Below are 15746 nucleotides of genomic sequence, written 5' to 3' on the forward strand. Positions count from 1 at the left end.
TAACTGTTTAAAAACAGTACAAGAGCAGGAAAATTCCCCTTTCCCCGGAAAATAATTGTATAATTCTTCCATCAAATATCCATTTGAAAGAATGAGGAAAATAAAAAATGACGGAAAATTTGACCGCACTTCAACAGGCGTTGGACAGTACGGTGACAGATACCATCCGATTGACGCAATACAGCCACGGTGCGGGTTGAGGCTGTAAAATTTCGCCTAAGGTGTTAGGGACAATTTTACAAACCCAACTCGAACAATTTGTCGATCCTCATTTGTTAGTCGGTAACGACACGGCCGATGATGCGGCGGTTTACGATATCGGAAACGGCGTAGGCATTATCAGTACTACGGACTTTTTCATGCCGATAGTGGATGATCCCTTCGATTTCGGTCGTATCGCGGCAACCAACGCGATCAGCGATATTTTCGCCATGGGCGGAAAACCGATTATGGCGATTGCCATTCTGGGCTTTCCGATAAAATTATTGCCGGCTGAGGTTGCGCAACGCATTGTTGACGGCGGACGTTTTGTCTGCAAAGAAGCGGGTATCGCCTTGGCCGGCGGACATTCCATTGACGCACCGGAACCGATTTTCGGGTTGGCGGTAACCGGCATGATTAATACGGAGAAAGTGAAAAAAAACGCTTCCGCCGAAGCCGGTTGCAAGCTTTATCTGACCAAACCGTTGGGAATCGGTGTGCTGACGACGGCCGAGAAAAAAGGCAAATTGAAAGCCGAACATAAAGGATTAGCAACAAAAGTGATGTGTCGGATGAATTCGGTCGGTTCGGCGTTTTCCGAAATTGACGGCGTAACGGCGATGACGGATGTCACCGGATTTGGTCTGCTCGGTCATTTGATTGAATTATGCGAAGGTTCTCATTTGAACGCCACTGTGTATATGGATAAAATTCACACCTTGGACGGTGTTTCGGATTACATTGAAAAAGGCTGTGTGCCGGGCGGTACGACGCGTAATTTCGACAGTTACGGACATAAAGTTTCGCCGATGACGGAAACGCAGAAGGCCGTTTTATGCGATCCGCAAACCTCCGGTGGATTGTTGGTGGCGGTGCGCCCCGATAGCGTTGACGCTTTATTGAGCGTTGCGCAACAAGCTAACACGGACGTTTTTGAAATAGGCGAATTGTCGCCGCCGCAGGAAGGTGAAATTGTTGTCACCGTGAAATAACCCGTATTTCCTTCGCAATCAATCGACCGCAGCTTACTGACTGCGGTTTTTCTTTTGCCGGAAAGTCGGTATAATGCCCGCAATTTTTTTAGCCGAGATAAGTAATGAAATTTATAATTAAACTTTTTCCCGAGATCATGATTAAAAGCGACAGCGTTCGCAAACGGTTCATCAAAATTTTAACCAGCAATATCCGTAACGTATTGGATAAGCATGATGATTCCGTGGCGGTGGTTCGTCATTGGGATTATATTGAAGTGCGGTCAAAACTTGAAGAAAATCGCCCGCACTTAATCGAATTGTTGCAACGTATTCCGGGAATTCACCATTTTCTGGAAGTGGAAGAATGTCCGTTTACGGATTTGCACAATATTTTCGAACAAACGCTGGAACGCATGCGTGATGCGCTTCAAGGCAAAACGTTTTGTGTGCGGGCGAAGCGCCGCGGTAAGCATAGTTTTAGCTCACTGGAAATCGAACGTTATGTGGGCGGCGGGTTAAATCAGCACATTGAAACGGCGACGGTAAAACTGAAAAATCCCGATGTGACGGTTCGTATCGAAGTGGACGATGACAAATTGTTATTTATTAAAGCGCGTCATGAAGGCATTGGCGGTTATCCTATTGGTACGCAGGAAGACGTGTTGTCGTTGATTTCTGGCGGTTTCGATTCGGGCGTGTCCAGTTATATGCTGATTCGGCGCGGTTCCCGCGTACATTATTGCTTCTTTAATTTAGGCGGAGCGGCTCATGAAATCGGTGTGAAACAAATGGCGTATCACATTTGGCACCGTTACGGCAGTTCGCACAAAGTTCGCTTTATTGCCGTTAATTTTGAAGGCGTAGTCGGCGAGATTTTAGAGAAAATCGATAACGGGCAGATGGGCGTGGTGTTGAAGCGGATGATGGTGCGAGCGGCCAGTCAAGTGGCGCGGCGTTTTGCCATTGAGGCCATTGTAACGGGCGAGGCGCTCGGTCAGGTTTCCAGTCAAACCTTAACTAATTTACGTTTGATCGATGAAGCGGCGGACGCTTTAGTATTACGTCCGCTGATTACGCACGATAAAGAACAGATTATCGCCATGGCAAAACAAATCGGCACGGAAGATATTGCGAAATCCATGCCGGAATTTTGCGGTGTGATTTCTAAAAATCCGACGGTAAAAGCGGTGCGTGATCGCATTTTGGCGGAAGAACAGCATTTCGATTTTAATATTCTGGAAAGTGCGGTACAAAATGCCGAATATTTGGATATTCGTCAAATTGCGGAAGAAACGGAAAAAGGCGTGGTAGAAGTTGATGCGGTTTCGGTTTTAGGCGTAAACGACGTAATTTTGGATATTCGCAGTCCGGAAGAAACGGATGAAAATCCGCTGGTATTGGAAGGCCGTCAGATCATTGAATTGCCTTTTTATAAGGTTTCGTCACAGTTTGGCGAGCTGGACCAAAGTAAAAATTACGTTTTATATTGCGAACGAGGCGTCATGAGCAAATTACAGGCCCTGTATCTGAAAGAAAAAGGCTTTAATAATGTTCAAGTGTTTGTCAAAACAAAATAGCTAAAATTTAAATCCCTCGGCGATAACCGGGGGATTTTTTATGTGCTATTTTACCGCCAGTTCCATCATTTTTATGATCACGTTTACGGCATCGACCATGCCTTCAAGGCTGATTAGCTCATGTTTACTATGAAAGTTGTATCCGCCAGTAAAAATGTTCGGACAGGCTAAGCCTTTTTCAGCAAACCATGCGCCGTCTGTGCCGCCGCGAATCGGTTTATGCACGGGCCCGATATTGCAGGCTTTCATGGCTTTGTCAGCTAAATCAATGGATTGCGGTACGGTTTTGACCACGTCATACATATTTTTGTAAGTGTCGGTCAGCGTGACTTCGGCTTTTTGTCGTAATCCTTTTTCTCGATTGAATTTATCCACTGCCTGTCGGATAAATGCTTTTCGTAGCTCAAATTTATCTATATCGAAATCGCGGATCAAATAATGTAATTCGGCTTTTTCAATATCTCCTGTCAAACGCTGTAAATGGAAAAAACCCGCTTTTCCCTCCGTTTTTTCCGGCACTTCATCGACGGGAAGTAATTGTTGGAAATCGCAGGCTAAAGTGAGTGCGTTAATCAGCTTATCTTTTGCCGAACCCAGATGAATATTGCGTCCGTGAATGGTGACTTTTGCCGTCGCGGCGTTAAAGTTTTCGTATTCCAATTCACCTACTTCGCCGCCGTCGATAGTATATGCCCAATCGCAGGGAAAGGCGTCCCACGGGAAATAATGCATGCCTAAACCGATTTCTTCATCGGGCGTAAAGGCGATTCGGATGTTGCAGTGTGGCAAATTGCGTTTTTTTATTTCCGAAAGTGCGGTCAAAATTTCCGCAATTCCTGCTTTGTTATCGGCGCCGAGCAAGGTTGTGCCGTCGGTAACAATAAGGGTTTTGCCGGTTAACTGATGCAGGAAAGGGTAATATACCGGGCTGATAAATTCATCGCCGATACCTAATGCGATATCGCCGCCGCGATAATTTTTGATGACTTCTGCCTGCACGTTTTTTCCGCTGCATTGGGGCGAGGTGTCGAGATGAGAAATTAAACCGATAGTCGGCGCATGAGCGATGTTGGCCGGTAAGAATGCGGTTAAAATGCCGTGTTTGGTTAACGTGATTTCTTCCAGTTCCAGTTGTTGTAATTCCTGCATTAAATGTTTGGCTAATTTAACTTGTCCTTGCGTGCTGGGCGACGATTTCGCACCGATTTTGGATTGAGTATCAAAGGCGGTGTAGCTTAAAAATCGTTCGAGGAGCTGTTCAGTGAATGACATAATACGGATCTCCATAAAAAATATGGGTTACTGTATCAATTTTGCTCTGGAAATTTCTTGATATACGACAAAGATTTACCGTTATTTCAGGGGAATATGGCTTTTTATTGGGAGATCTTTTGTTTTTTGTGGAAAATTCCGCCGAAAACGGATTAATTACTTTTCATTACCGAGGGTTAGCTATATCATATAGCATTTAATTTCTCAGGCGTCTGCAAACAGAATTGTAGGCATGAATTTCATTTAGTTTGTTATGGAGAAAACCAAAGCTAGTGGAACAGACAAGTCAAACTAAACCTATCGTCGAACTGCGTTCTTTAAGAAAAGCATATGGCGATAACACAATTATCAATGATTTTAATCTAACCATTAATAATGGCGAATTTATTACCATTCTCGGTCCGTCAGGTTGCGGTAAAACGACAGTTTTACGTTTAATTGCGGGATTTGAAGAAGCGAATGGCGGACAAATCATTTTGGACGGAGAAGATGTAACGAACATCCCGGCGGAACAACGTCATGTGAATACGGTGTTCCAAAGCTATGCATTATTTCCGCATATGACGATTTTTGATAATGTGGCATTTGGTTTACGCATGCAGAAAGTGCCTGAGAGTGAAATCAAAACTCGCGTGCTCGAAGCCTTACGTATGGTTCAACTGGAAGAAATGGCCGATCGCAAGCCGGCGCAGCTTTCGGGTGGTCAACAACAGCGTATCGCTATCGCACGGGCTGTGGTGAATAAACCGAAAGTTTTGTTGCTGGATGAGTCGTTATCCGCATTGGATTACAAATTACGTAAGCAAATGCAGAATGAGCTGAAATCGTTGCAACGTCAGTTAGGTATTACCTTTATTTTTGTGACGCACGATCAGGAAGAAGCCTTGACTATGTCTGATCGTATTATTGTATTGCGTAAAGGAAATATTGAACAAGACGGTTCGCCGCGTGAGATTTATGAAGAACCGCGTAATTTATTCGTGGCGAAATTTATTGGCGAAATCAATATTTTTGATGCGACGGTGATTGAACGTATCGATGAGCAACGCGTGCGCGCAAATGTCGAAGGTCGAATTTGCGATATTTATGTTGCTCAGCCGGTGCAACCGAACCAAAAACTGAAAGTATTGCTTCGCCCGGAAGACGTGTTGCTTGAAGAATTAGATGAAAACGAGAAATCCAGCGCGATTATCGGTCATATTCGTGAACGTAACTATAAAGGGATGACGCTGGAGTCTACAGTAGAACTTGAGCACAACGGTAAAATGGTGCTTGTCAGTGAATTCTTTAATGAAGACGACCCGAATATCGATCACTCATTAGATCAAAAAGTGGCGGTCACTTGGATTGAAAAATGGGAAGTGGTATTGAATGATGAAAATGACAACCAATAAATTCCAGAAAATTACTGTTGGTATCATCTTCGCCTGGCTGATTTTCTTTGTATTTGCACCGAATTTTTTGGTGTTTATTGTCAGCTTTTTAAGCAAAGATGTCAGTAATTTTTATGCGTTACCATTCACCTTTGAAAACTACGCTCGTCTGTTCGAGCCGCTTTACGGAACGGTGGTGTGGAATTCACTGTACATGTCGGTTATTGCAACCGTACTTTGTTTGGTGATTGGTTATCCTTTTGCCTTTATCATGACGAAAATCAACGAAAAATATCGTCCGTTTCTAATGTTTTTGCTGGTCCTTCCGTTCTGGACAAACTCATTGATCCGTATTTACGGGATGAAAGTGTTTTTAGGTGTGAAAGGTATTTTGAACGAGGTCTTGCTTTCGCTCGGGCTGATTAACGAACCGATTCGTATTTTGAATACGGAAGTGGCTGTGATCATCGGGCTGGTATATTTGTTACTGCCGTTTATGATTTTGCCCTTGTATTCCGCCATTGAAAAATTGGATCTGCGTTTACTGGAAGCCGCAAAAGACTTAGGCGCAAATGCATTTCAGCGCTTCGTGAGAATCATTATCCCGTTGACTATGCCCGGTATCGTTTCCGGTTGCCTGTTAGTGTTATTGCCGGCAATGGGCATGTTCTACGTGGCGGATTTACTGGGCGGCGCGAAAGTATTATTGGTGGGTAATGTCATTAAGAGCGAATTCTTGGTATCCCGCAACTGGCCGTTCGGTGCCGCAATCAGTATCGGATTAACCATTCTGATGGCATTGTTGATTTTCGTTTATTATAAAGCGAATAAATTACTGAATAAGAAAGTGGAGTTAGAATAATGAATCGTATGCTACGTAATTTCTTTATGTTTGTGGTGTACGCCTATTTGTACATTCCTATTTTTATTCTGGTAGGCAATTCCTTTAACGGCGACCGCTACGGATTAAGTTGGAAAGGCTTCAGCTGGAACTGGTATGAACGTTTGTTTAATAACGATACCTTAATTCAGGCGGCGGTTCATTCCGTTGTGATTGCTTTTGTCGGCGCCACGTTGGCCACTATTATCGGCAGTTTAACGGCGATTGCTCTTTATCGTTATAAATTCCGCGGTAAACAGGCGGTAAGCGGCATGTTATTTGTCGTGATGATGTCGCCGGATATCGTGATGGCGGTGTCTTTACTGGCATTGTTTATGATTGTGGGTATTTCATTGGGTTTCTGGTCATTATTGTTGGCGCACGTAACTTTCTGTTTACCTTATGTGGTAGTCAGCGTTTTTTCACGTTTGAAAGGTTTCGATATTCGAATGCTTGAAGCGGCGCGCGATTTGGGCGCGAGTGAGATTACGATTCTGCGTAAAATCATTTTACCGTTGGCCTTGCCGGCAATCGTGTCAGGTTGGTTGTTAAGTTTTACCCTTTCATTGGATGATGTTGTCGTATCTTCTTTTGTGAGCGGAGCAAGTTACGAAATTTTGCCGTTGAAGATTTATTCATTGGTAAAAACCGGAGTGACGCCTGAAGTTAATGCACTGGCAACCATTATGATCGTATTGTCGCTGGTTCTGGTGATGGTTGGTCAATTAATCGGACGTAAGCACAAAGCCTAAAAAAACTTCGTCTGGACAAACCGCACTTTTATCCATAAAATAGCGCCCGACCGGTAAGCTAGAAACTAGCCTAAAGTCAGGCGTTTTTTTATGTCTTTATATAAGAAAGACGGATACTCTTAACGTAATCATTGGAGAAAATCTAAATGAAAAAATTAGCAGGTCTTTTCGCAGCTAGCTTGGTTGCGGTTGCGGTGACAGGCTGTAATGATAAAGACAGCAAAGCGGCCGTTGCGAACGACACGCAGGCTTCAGGCGACAACGTTGTTAATCTTTACACTTGGACCGAATATGTACCGGACGGTTTATTAGACGAATTTACCAAGGAAACGGGCATTAAAGTAAACGTTTCCAGTCTTGAATCAAACGAAACCATGTACGCCAAAGTCAAATTACAGACGAAAGGCGACGATAGTTACGACGTTATTGCGCCGTCTAACTACTTTGTGTCTAAAATGGCACGCGAAGGCATGTTAAAAGAATTGGATCACAGCAAATTACCGGTGATTGCCGAGCTTGATCCGAACTGGTTGAATAAACCTTACGACGAAGGTAATAAATACAGCCTGCCGCAATTATTAGGCGCGCCGGGTATCGCATTTAACGTGAATACTTATAAAGGTTCGGATTTCACTTCCTGGGGCGATTTGTGGAAACCCGAATATGCCGGCAAAGTCCAATTATTGGATGATGCGCGCGAAGTTTTCAATATCGCATTGGTGAAATTGGGTCTGGATCCGAACACGACCAAGCCGGATGAAATCAAAGCGGCTTATGAAGAATTATTGAAATTGCGTCCTAACGTTCTTTCATTTAATTCCGATAATCCGGCGAATTCATTCATCGCGGGCGAAGTGGAATTAGGCCAGTTATGGAACGGTTCCGTGCGTATTGCGAAGAAAGAAGCGCCGAATACCATCGACATGGTGTTCCCGAAAGAAGGTCCGGTGTTGTGGGTGGATACGTTAGCCATCCCGGCAAATGCAAAACATCCGGATGCGGCGCATAAATTAATCAACTATTTATTAAGCGCAAAAGTCGCGGAAAAATTAACCCTTGAAATCGGTTATCCGACTTCCAACTTAAAAGCCAAAGAAAAATTACCGACCGAAATCACTCAGGATCCGGCAATTTATCCGACGGAGGAAGTCTTGAAAAATGCTCATTGGCAGGATGATGTGGGTGAAGCCGTGGAGCTTTACGAAAAATATTATCAAGAGTTAAAAGCGGCAAAATAATCGCCCGTTCGGTAATGGCATGACCGATACGGCGGGAATTAATCTGCAAGCCGAAACAAAAAGTGCGGGCAAAAAAACGATCGTTTTTTTGCCCGCACTTTATCGTTTTAGCCGTTTACGGTAATAATTTCGCCAACAGGGCGGCGGTAAACTGTTCCGGTTGTTCCACCATCGGGCTATGTCCACTGTTTTTAATAATGGTCATCGAAGTTTGCGGGAACTGTTTGGCTATGAGGATCCAAGGGTCTATTGGTGTGATAAGATCATGATCGCCCCAAATAAAATCGATGGGAATCGTCATATTCTGTAATACTGTGGGGACATCGTATTTGCGACTAAAAAATAACCAACGAACGATATTACGGAAAATCTTTTCCGTGCCAAATAAATATTTTACTTCGGCTACGGCATGCGGTGGGATTTTGCTTTGATCATAAAATATGCGCGAACCAAGCAACGTAGTATATTCGTCTTTACCGCTTTTTAGTTCGTCAAGCGATACGCCGGCTTCCATTTCGAGTTGTCCCGGTGCGCCGCTCATTACTATCCCTTTAACGCGCTCTTTTCGTTGGGATGCATAATGTAATGCTATTAAGGCTCCAAGGGAGTTGCCGACTAAATATATGGGAGTTGAACAGTTTTCGGTAATAGCGTCCAGTTCTTTAAATGCTTTTTGTTGGCTGCCTTCAAAGGCGACGGGGATGGGATCGGTGAATACGAAAGTTTTAAATCCTTGAGATGTGATATTTTGAACGACGGTGTCCCAAATCCATCCGCCGGCAAATAATCCGGGCAAGAAAATAATGGGTTCTCCGTTTCCTTTTGTTTTATACGGCATAATGTGTTTCTCCTTAATTATGATTACAATATAATCAATTATTGGTTGTATTGCAAACAGAGATTGTTATTTAAATTTAAGAAAAATGGTTTAAATACGAATACTTGAACCATTTCAGCATTGAATTTAAGGATGAATGAAGTCGACTATTCTTACCAGCCGCCCCCCAAAGCTTTATATAAACTTACTAAATTTTTCGCCCGATTTAGGCGAATCTGGATGAGTTGGTTTTGGTAATCCAGGGCATTCAGGCGTTCGGTGAGAGCGTTATCCAGATTTTTGTCGCCGTATTTAAACAGTTTTTCGGCATTGGCGGCGGAAACCTGCGCTTTTTTGACCGCACTTTGCTGCAATTCCGCCTGACGGTTTAAGGCATATTGCGTCTGATAGGCGTTGTCCACATCCGCCAGCGATTGAATCAGCGTTTTGTCGTATTGCAGTAAAGCGGTTTTCAGGCGCGCATCCGCCGCATCAATGTTGGCCTGAATGCGCCCATTGGTGAAAATCGGTACGCTGAATCCGCCGCTGAGCAATCCCGCCCAGCCTTTTAATTCGGAAATATCGGAATTCACTTCAATACGACCGGTTCCACCCATAAACTGAATATCGAATCTCGGATAAAGATCCGCTTTGGCGCTGGCTAATTTGGCCGCCGCGGCCTGAATTTGCGCCCGATTGATGCGTAAGTCCGGACGGCGATCAAGCAAATCACTCGGCATTACGCCGGCAGGCGGATTAGGCAACGAGACCAGCGGATCGCCATTTTTGTCGATCTGGAATCCTTGCGGCGTTTGTCCGGTTAACACCGCAATAGCGCGTTCGTTGGCGGCAATTTGGCTGTTCAGCGTGGCTTGCTGCGCCTGTACCGCGGTGAGGCGGTTTTCCACTTGTAACACGTCGTTGGCGTTGGCCTGTCCCGCGTTAAATCTGCCTTGAGCGTAATTTTTGAGGCGGTTTAACACGGAAAGAGACTGATTCAATACGGCGTTTTGCTGTTGTAATGCGAAAATATTGAAATAGTTTTCAGCAATTTGTCCGGCAATCAGCATTTGGGTGGCGTAAATCTGATTTTGCACTGCGATTTCGCTGGCTTTGGCGGCATCGGCATCACTGCGTTTTTTGCCGAAGAAATCCAGTTCCCAGCTTGCCACGATACCGGCGTATTGATTATTGCCCGATGTGGTGTTGTTTTCACCCGTTAACGGACTATTAATTATGTGAGAGCGCGTGCCGCCCGCCCGTCCTTCGCCGGAAACTTTCGGACCTTTATCCGCTTCGGTGTAAGCCGTATTGGCTTGCGCTTCGGCTAAGCGGCTGCGCGCCATGGCAATGTCGAGATTGTTGTGTAGTCCTTGCTCGATCAGCCGGCTGAGTTGCGGATCATGCCACTGTCGCCACCATTGGCTGATGTCGGCGGAACCGCTGCCTTTGCCGGTTTGTTCGAAGCCGGCGGGCAGCTTGATTTGCGAATTTAAATCCACATCGGTGTGAGCGCAGGCGATTAATGTCATCGCCGCGGCAATAAGTGAAAATTTATGAATGAATTGCATAAATAACCTCAACGTAAATCAGGTTTTTAAAATCCGATATTGCATATTTTCCGGCAAAGACGGTTTTTGCCGGATAGTCAAAAAACAATGAAAAAACCGACCGCACTTTTATCCCTGTTTAGATAACATTGTCTTAAATTGCATCAGCGCGACGGATAAAAATAATGCGCCCAATGCCGCCATTTTTGCTAAATCGTCCCAAACCATACTCAGATTCGCTCCTCTAAATAACACGTCTTTTGCGTAAGAACCTAAAATCGTGGTGGGAGAAAACTGGGTTAAATATTGCGCTAACGGCGGCATATTTTCCAAGGGAGACATGGTGCCCGACAACATATACATTACAAGATAAACCGGCAGGCAAAGCAGACCGAATTGCGGCATAGTGGGGGCAAAAACCGCCAGTAAAATTCCCAGCGAAGCGATGGAAAAAATAAAAATAACCACGCCTAAGCTGAATAATCCGATGGATGCATTGGTGATAGGAATAGCCAGGTAGCGCTGTACGACAAATTTAAGCGACAGCATAGCGACAACAAACAGAACCAAGCCGTTTGCCAATACTTTGGCTACAGCAATTTCGCTGGAGCGAACGGGCATTACCAGTAAATGTTCTATTGTGCCGCGTTCCCGTTCGCGGATAACCGCCGCACCGACCAATAACATTGTGAGCAGATTTAAATTCCCCACAACTTGAATTGCACCCATAAACCATTTACTGGAATAATTTGGGTTATACAGTACGTTGACCGCCGTTTTTATCGGCATAGGCGCATTAGCTGTTTTGAGAAAACGGTTTAATTCACCGGTGAAAATCTGAGTGATATAGGATGAACCGATACTTGCCTGAGTCATCGCCGTCGCATCGATCAAAATTTGAATCTGAGGATTACGGCCGGCCAGAATATCTCGCTGATAATTCGGCGGAATATCGACGATAAAGGTGAAATTACCGTTATCCATTAAATCGTCGATTTGCTCTTGCCGGATTTGTTCGACTTTTTTGAAATAAGGATTGAGCAGGGCGTCTTTCAGCCGATAGGAAAGCGCGGAATGATCATGATCGACAATCCCGAGAGACGCATTTTTTACTTCTGTCGTCGGAAGATTGGCGACACTGATTAAAGCAATGGTAAACATATATATGATTAAAACCAGCAAGGTGAGATCACTAAACAGGCTTTTAAATTCTTTAGCGGAGAGAAAAAGGACATTTTTAAACCAGCGTAACATGTTATTTCTCCTGTTTTTTTAAGAAAAAGACAGCAAGGCTGATATATATAATATAAATTGTCGCCAGCTGAATATAGTTAGGAGTTAACTCTGTAAAACTTAATCCTTTGGTAAAACCGCCTAAACTGATATTTTGAAACCATGCGCCCGGAAATATTTTAGATACGACGGCTAAATGTTTATCCAGTGCGGAAGTAGGATAGAATATTCCTGCAAGGTGAATGGCCGGCACAATACTGATAATTGCCGTCGCAAAGATCGCCGCAACCTGTGATTTCACAAAAGTTGAAACGAATAACCCGAATGCCGTTGAAGCGCAGATCCCAATCAGGCAGCCGAAGAACATTGCCAATGCTGATCCTTTAATGGGGACACCGAAGATTAAAATGGATACGCCTACCAACAACAGATAACTGAGAAAGGATAAGAGAATATAAGGTAACTGTTTCCCCAGCAGAAATTGAAATTTGGAAGCCGGTGAGCCGTATAAATTCATAATTGAGCCGATTTCCCGTTCGCGTACCACGCCAAGTGCGGTCATCATGGCGGGAATTAAAACCATTGCCAACATAATGATACTCGGGGTGATGGCGTAAATGCTTTTGAAATCCTGATTATAGATGAAACGGGCTTCGGTAACGGTATTCACGGGCAGGCTAATGCCTTGTTCTTTCAAGGTCTCCATCATATATTGACGAATGACACCGGAGGCGGAACCGTTCAGATTTTCCGCGACGGAAGGAAACGCGCCATCAATAAACAAGCCTACTTCCGGCTGTTGGGCGCTCAGCATTTTTTTGCCGAAATCAACGGGAATTTCAATCACCAACTTGATTTCACCGGTTTGTAAAGCGGATTTGATTTCATCCACCGAATGCAGATTCGCTTGTCGGATAAAATAAGGCGAGCCGGCAAAATATTCTATGAATTTACGGCTTTCGGAACTGTTATCGTGATCCAACACTTTGAAATTAGACGGATTAATATCAAAGGAAATACTGCCCGCCATGGCTAAAAGCATAATGATCGGTCCGCAAAAAGCAAAAAATAACCGGATATTATCCCGCAACAGCTCTTTTCCTTCCCGCACGGAGAATGTCCACACCAACGACCACCACGCCAAAAAACCGGTGCGGGTTTCAAAAACCTCTGAATTTTTGACCGCACTTTCATCCGTGCTTTCATTACTTGGCGGCGCAGTAATATCGTCCGCTTGTTCTTCCAGATAAAGAATAAAGGCTTCTTCCAATGTCGGAGCGTTTTTACCGATACGTAATTCTTCCGGCGTGCCTACGCCTAGTACGCGCCCGCGGTGCATAAAGGAAATACGATCGCAACGGGCGGCTTCGTTCATAAAGTGAGTGGTGACGAAAATGGTAATGCGATCTTCGCGGGAAAGCTTGATTAAATATGCCCAGAACATATCCCGCGCCGCCGGATCCACCCCCGAGGTGGGTTCGTCCAGAATCAACACTTCCGGCTTGTGCAAACAGGCGGCGGCAAGTTGTAAACGCTGACGGATCCCTAACGGTAGGGAAGAGGGTTTTTCATCGGCAAGATCGAGCAGATCGAATTGTTTCATGGCGGAATTGACCGCGGCGTCCCATTGCGCGGAGGGGATTTGAAACAGTTTGGCGTGCAATTTCAGGTTTTCGGATACGGTTAATTCTTCGTATAAAGAAAAAGCCTGCGACATATATCCCACTCGTTTGCGCGTGTCGATGTTGCCGGCGTCAACCGGTTGTCCCAGCAGGGTTGCCGTGCCTTCGGTAGGATCGAGCAAACCGGTAAGCATTTTCATGGTAGTGGATTTACCGCAGCCGTTGGAACCTAAAAAACCGAAAATTTCCCCTTTTGGAATGGTGAAACTGACGTGATCCACGGAAACGAAATCACCGAATTTTTTGGTTAACCCTTTCGCGATAATGACGGGCGGTTCGCCGGCTTTTACTTCAAAAGGCGGAATCACTAAGCCGTTTTCCGTACCGCGTTTTTCCGGCGGCAATAATTTAACATAGGCTTGTTCCAGATTATCGCTTTGAGTTTCCGCGATGATTTCTTGAGTCGGTTTATCCGCAATCAGCTTACCGTCATCCATGGCCAGCACGTGTTCGAAATTTTCCGCTTCATCGATATAGGCGGTGGCGACGATTACCGTCATGTTCGGCGTTTCCTGTCGAAGATCCGCCACCAATTGCCAGAATTGGCGACGGGAAAGAGGATCCACCCCGGTCGTAGGTTCGTCTAAAATCAGTAAATCCGGGCTGTGCACCAAAGCGCAACAGAGACTGAGTTTTTGTTTCATCCCGCCCGATAATTTTCCGGCCGGTCGGGCGGCGAAGGGTGCCAACCCGGTAGCTTTCAGCAAGCGCTCGATACGGGCTTTGCGGTATTGTTTCGGCAAACCGAACAGACGGGCGTGGAAGTCCACGTTGTCGTAAATGGATAATGTCAGATAGAGATTTTTACCCAACCCTTGCGGCATAAAAGCGATTTGGTGAGACAGCGATTCCCGTGCTTTTTTATCCGCCAGATTTTTACCAAACACCTTGACCGTGCCGGATTGAATGATTTTGGTGCCGGCGATCACGGAAAGCAACGTGGATTTACCCACTCCGTCGGGACCGATTAAGCCCACGGTTCTGCCTTGCGGAATCTGCAGATTGATGTGCGAAAGTGCGGTCGTTTTTCCGTAAGAATGGACCAGATTTTCAACCGACACTGCCAAGGTCGTTTCTGTCATTATTGGTTACCTGCGGGTAATTTTACGGCAAGTTGTTCGGACCATTCGGCATCCGGCGCGTATTTCACATAACCTACCGCCGTCATACCGCCTTTTAAGAAACGTTCGTATTGCTGAGCGATTTCCTGCGGTACCTGCAATTTCACTTTGAACATTAATTTTGTCCGTTCTTCCGTGGTCTCGACGGATTTCGGAGTGAATTGCGCGTTGTTGGAAACGAAGGTAATTTTGGCCGGGAACACCGCATCCACACCGTCCAATATGATACGGGCGTCATCTCCGATTTTAACCTGATTCATTTGGTGAGAGGTTAAGAACACGTTAATGTAAGTGTCGGTAGGATCCAACAGACTGATGACTTTGCCTCCGACCCCAAGTACGTTGCCCACTTCGGCAATTTGATATTCCACCCAACCGGCTTTCGGCGCTTTAATCAGCATATCGCTGTTTTGCGATTGCGCCTGATCCAATTGTGCCTGAGCCTGATTCACCGCCGCATCCGCTTCCGCTTTGGCGGCTTTTGCGGTGTTTAGCGCCGCCAGCGCCGCCCGGTAATTCGCCTGACGACGATCCAATTCGCTGGCGGAAACCAGATTTTCACGACGCAATTTTTGCGCATTGTCCAAATCCAGTTTCGCTACTTTGAGTTGTTGTTGTTGGGAATCGATTTGCGCAACGGCCCGCGCAACGGCTTCCTGTGCCCGTTGTTTTTGCGCATTCGCCGCATCTACTTGAGTTTGTGAAATGCTGGAAGACAGACGGGCGAGATTTTGCTCGGGTTGCACTTCATCGCCTTCCTGCACGTAAATTTCTTCTACTCGTCCAGAGTACAGCGTGGCGATATCTAAACGTTTCAGCTCCAAACGACCGTTAACGGCGGCAATGCCGGGCAGATCTTCGGTTTTTAATTTTCCGTTATACCAAACGGCGCCGCCTGCAAGGGCCGCCGCCACAAGCGCGGCAACGATAAATTTTGCTTTCATAATTATTCCTTATACTTACTCAAGCCAAGCGAACTAATGAAATTAGTATAGCAATATTATATTGTGCCGTATTTTCACTTCAACCGACAAAAAGCAACAAAGTGTTGCTTAATTTAAGTTGCTCGGTTACAG

General features: G+C 45.3%; 12 protein-coding genes. 6 read left to right on the top strand and 6 right to left on the bottom strand.

Features of this window, described 5'->3' with window-relative positions; translation table 11 throughout:
* The first annotated feature begins 152 nt into the window (after nt 1–152).
* Nucleotides 153–1193, top strand: a complete 1041-nt coding sequence (gene selD, locus P7M01_RS00135) for a selenide, water dikinase SelD (RefSeq protein WP_317482924.1) — start codon at nt 153–155, stop codon at nt 1191–1193.
* 104 nt (nt 1194–1297) lie between these two features.
* Nucleotides 1298–2752, top strand: a complete 1455-nt coding sequence (gene thiI, locus P7M01_RS00140; RefSeq protein ID WP_317481163.1) for a tRNA uracil 4-sulfurtransferase ThiI — start codon at nt 1298–1300, stop codon at nt 2750–2752.
* A 45-nt stretch (nt 2753–2797) separates the two neighbouring features.
* On the opposite strand, the gene pepT is transcribed toward thiI, so the two are convergent.
* Complete coding sequence (gene pepT / locus P7M01_RS00145) at nt 2798–4024, bottom strand: peptidase T (RefSeq protein WP_317481162.1); 1227 nt, start codon at nt 4022–4024, stop codon at nt 2798–2800.
* Between the two features lie 272 nt (nt 4025–4296).
* Here pepT and potA point away from each other — a divergent pair, with 272 nt between their 5' ends.
* From potA to P7M01_RS00165, 4 genes are all read left to right on the top strand, one after another.
* On the top strand, nt 4297–5418 hold the full coding sequence (gene potA, locus P7M01_RS00150; protein WP_317481161.1) for a spermidine/putrescine ABC transporter ATP-binding protein PotA: 1122 nt from the start codon (nt 4297–4299) through the stop codon (nt 5416–5418).
* Nucleotides 5399–6259, top strand: a complete 861-nt coding sequence (potB, locus tag P7M01_RS00155; RefSeq protein WP_202937807.1) for a spermidine/putrescine ABC transporter permease PotB — start codon at nt 5399–5401, stop codon at nt 6257–6259. The genes potA and potB overlap by 20 nt, the downstream gene beginning before the upstream one ends.
* A complete protein-coding gene (gene potC / locus P7M01_RS00160) occupies nt 6259–7029 on the top strand; it encodes a spermidine/putrescine ABC transporter permease PotC (protein WP_202937193.1) in 771 nt (256 codons plus the stop codon). Before potB ends, potC begins: the two co-directional genes overlap by 1 nt.
* 146 nt (nt 7030–7175) lie before the next feature.
* Complete coding sequence (locus P7M01_RS00165; protein WP_202937194.1) at nt 7176–8267, top strand: extracellular solute-binding protein; 1092 nt, start codon at nt 7176–7178, stop codon at nt 8265–8267.
* Nucleotides 8268–8382: 115 nt separating this feature from the next.
* On the opposite strand, the gene P7M01_RS00170 is transcribed toward P7M01_RS00165, so the two are convergent.
* The 5 genes from P7M01_RS00170 to P7M01_RS00190 form a co-directional block, all read right to left on the bottom strand.
* Nucleotides 8383–9105, bottom strand: coding sequence for an alpha/beta fold hydrolase (locus P7M01_RS00170; protein WP_317481160.1), 723 nt, complete (start codon nt 9103–9105; stop codon nt 8383–8385).
* A 152-nt stretch (nt 9106–9257) separates the two neighbouring features.
* Complete coding sequence (locus P7M01_RS00175; protein ID WP_317482685.1) at nt 9258–10655, bottom strand: efflux transporter outer membrane subunit; 1398 nt, start codon at nt 10653–10655, stop codon at nt 9258–9260.
* Between the two features lie 108 nt (nt 10656–10763).
* The gene (locus P7M01_RS00180) at nt 10764–11888 is read right to left on the bottom strand and encodes an ABC transporter permease (protein ID WP_317482686.1); all 1125 of its coding nucleotides are present in this window, start codon (nt 11886–11888) and stop codon (nt 10764–10766) included.
* A gap of 1 nt (nt 11889) precedes the next feature.
* Nucleotides 11890–14631 (bottom strand): ribosome-associated ATPase/putative transporter RbbA, encoded by a 2742-nt coding sequence (rbbA, locus tag P7M01_RS00185; RefSeq protein ID WP_317482687.1) that lies wholly within the window; start codon nt 14629–14631, stop codon nt 11890–11892.
* Nucleotides 14631–15614 carry an HlyD family secretion protein gene (locus P7M01_RS00190; RefSeq protein WP_317482688.1) on the bottom strand — a complete coding sequence of 328 codons (984 nt, stop codon included), beginning with the start codon at nt 15612–15614 and terminating at the stop codon, nt 14631–14633. Before P7M01_RS00190 ends, rbbA begins: the two co-directional genes overlap by 1 nt.
* Nucleotides 15615–15746: the final 132 nt, after the last annotated feature.

It is taken from the genome of Exercitatus varius, assembly GCF_029577735.1.
Taxonomy (GTDB): domain Bacteria; phylum Pseudomonadota; class Gammaproteobacteria; order Enterobacterales; family Pasteurellaceae; genus Exercitatus; species Exercitatus varius.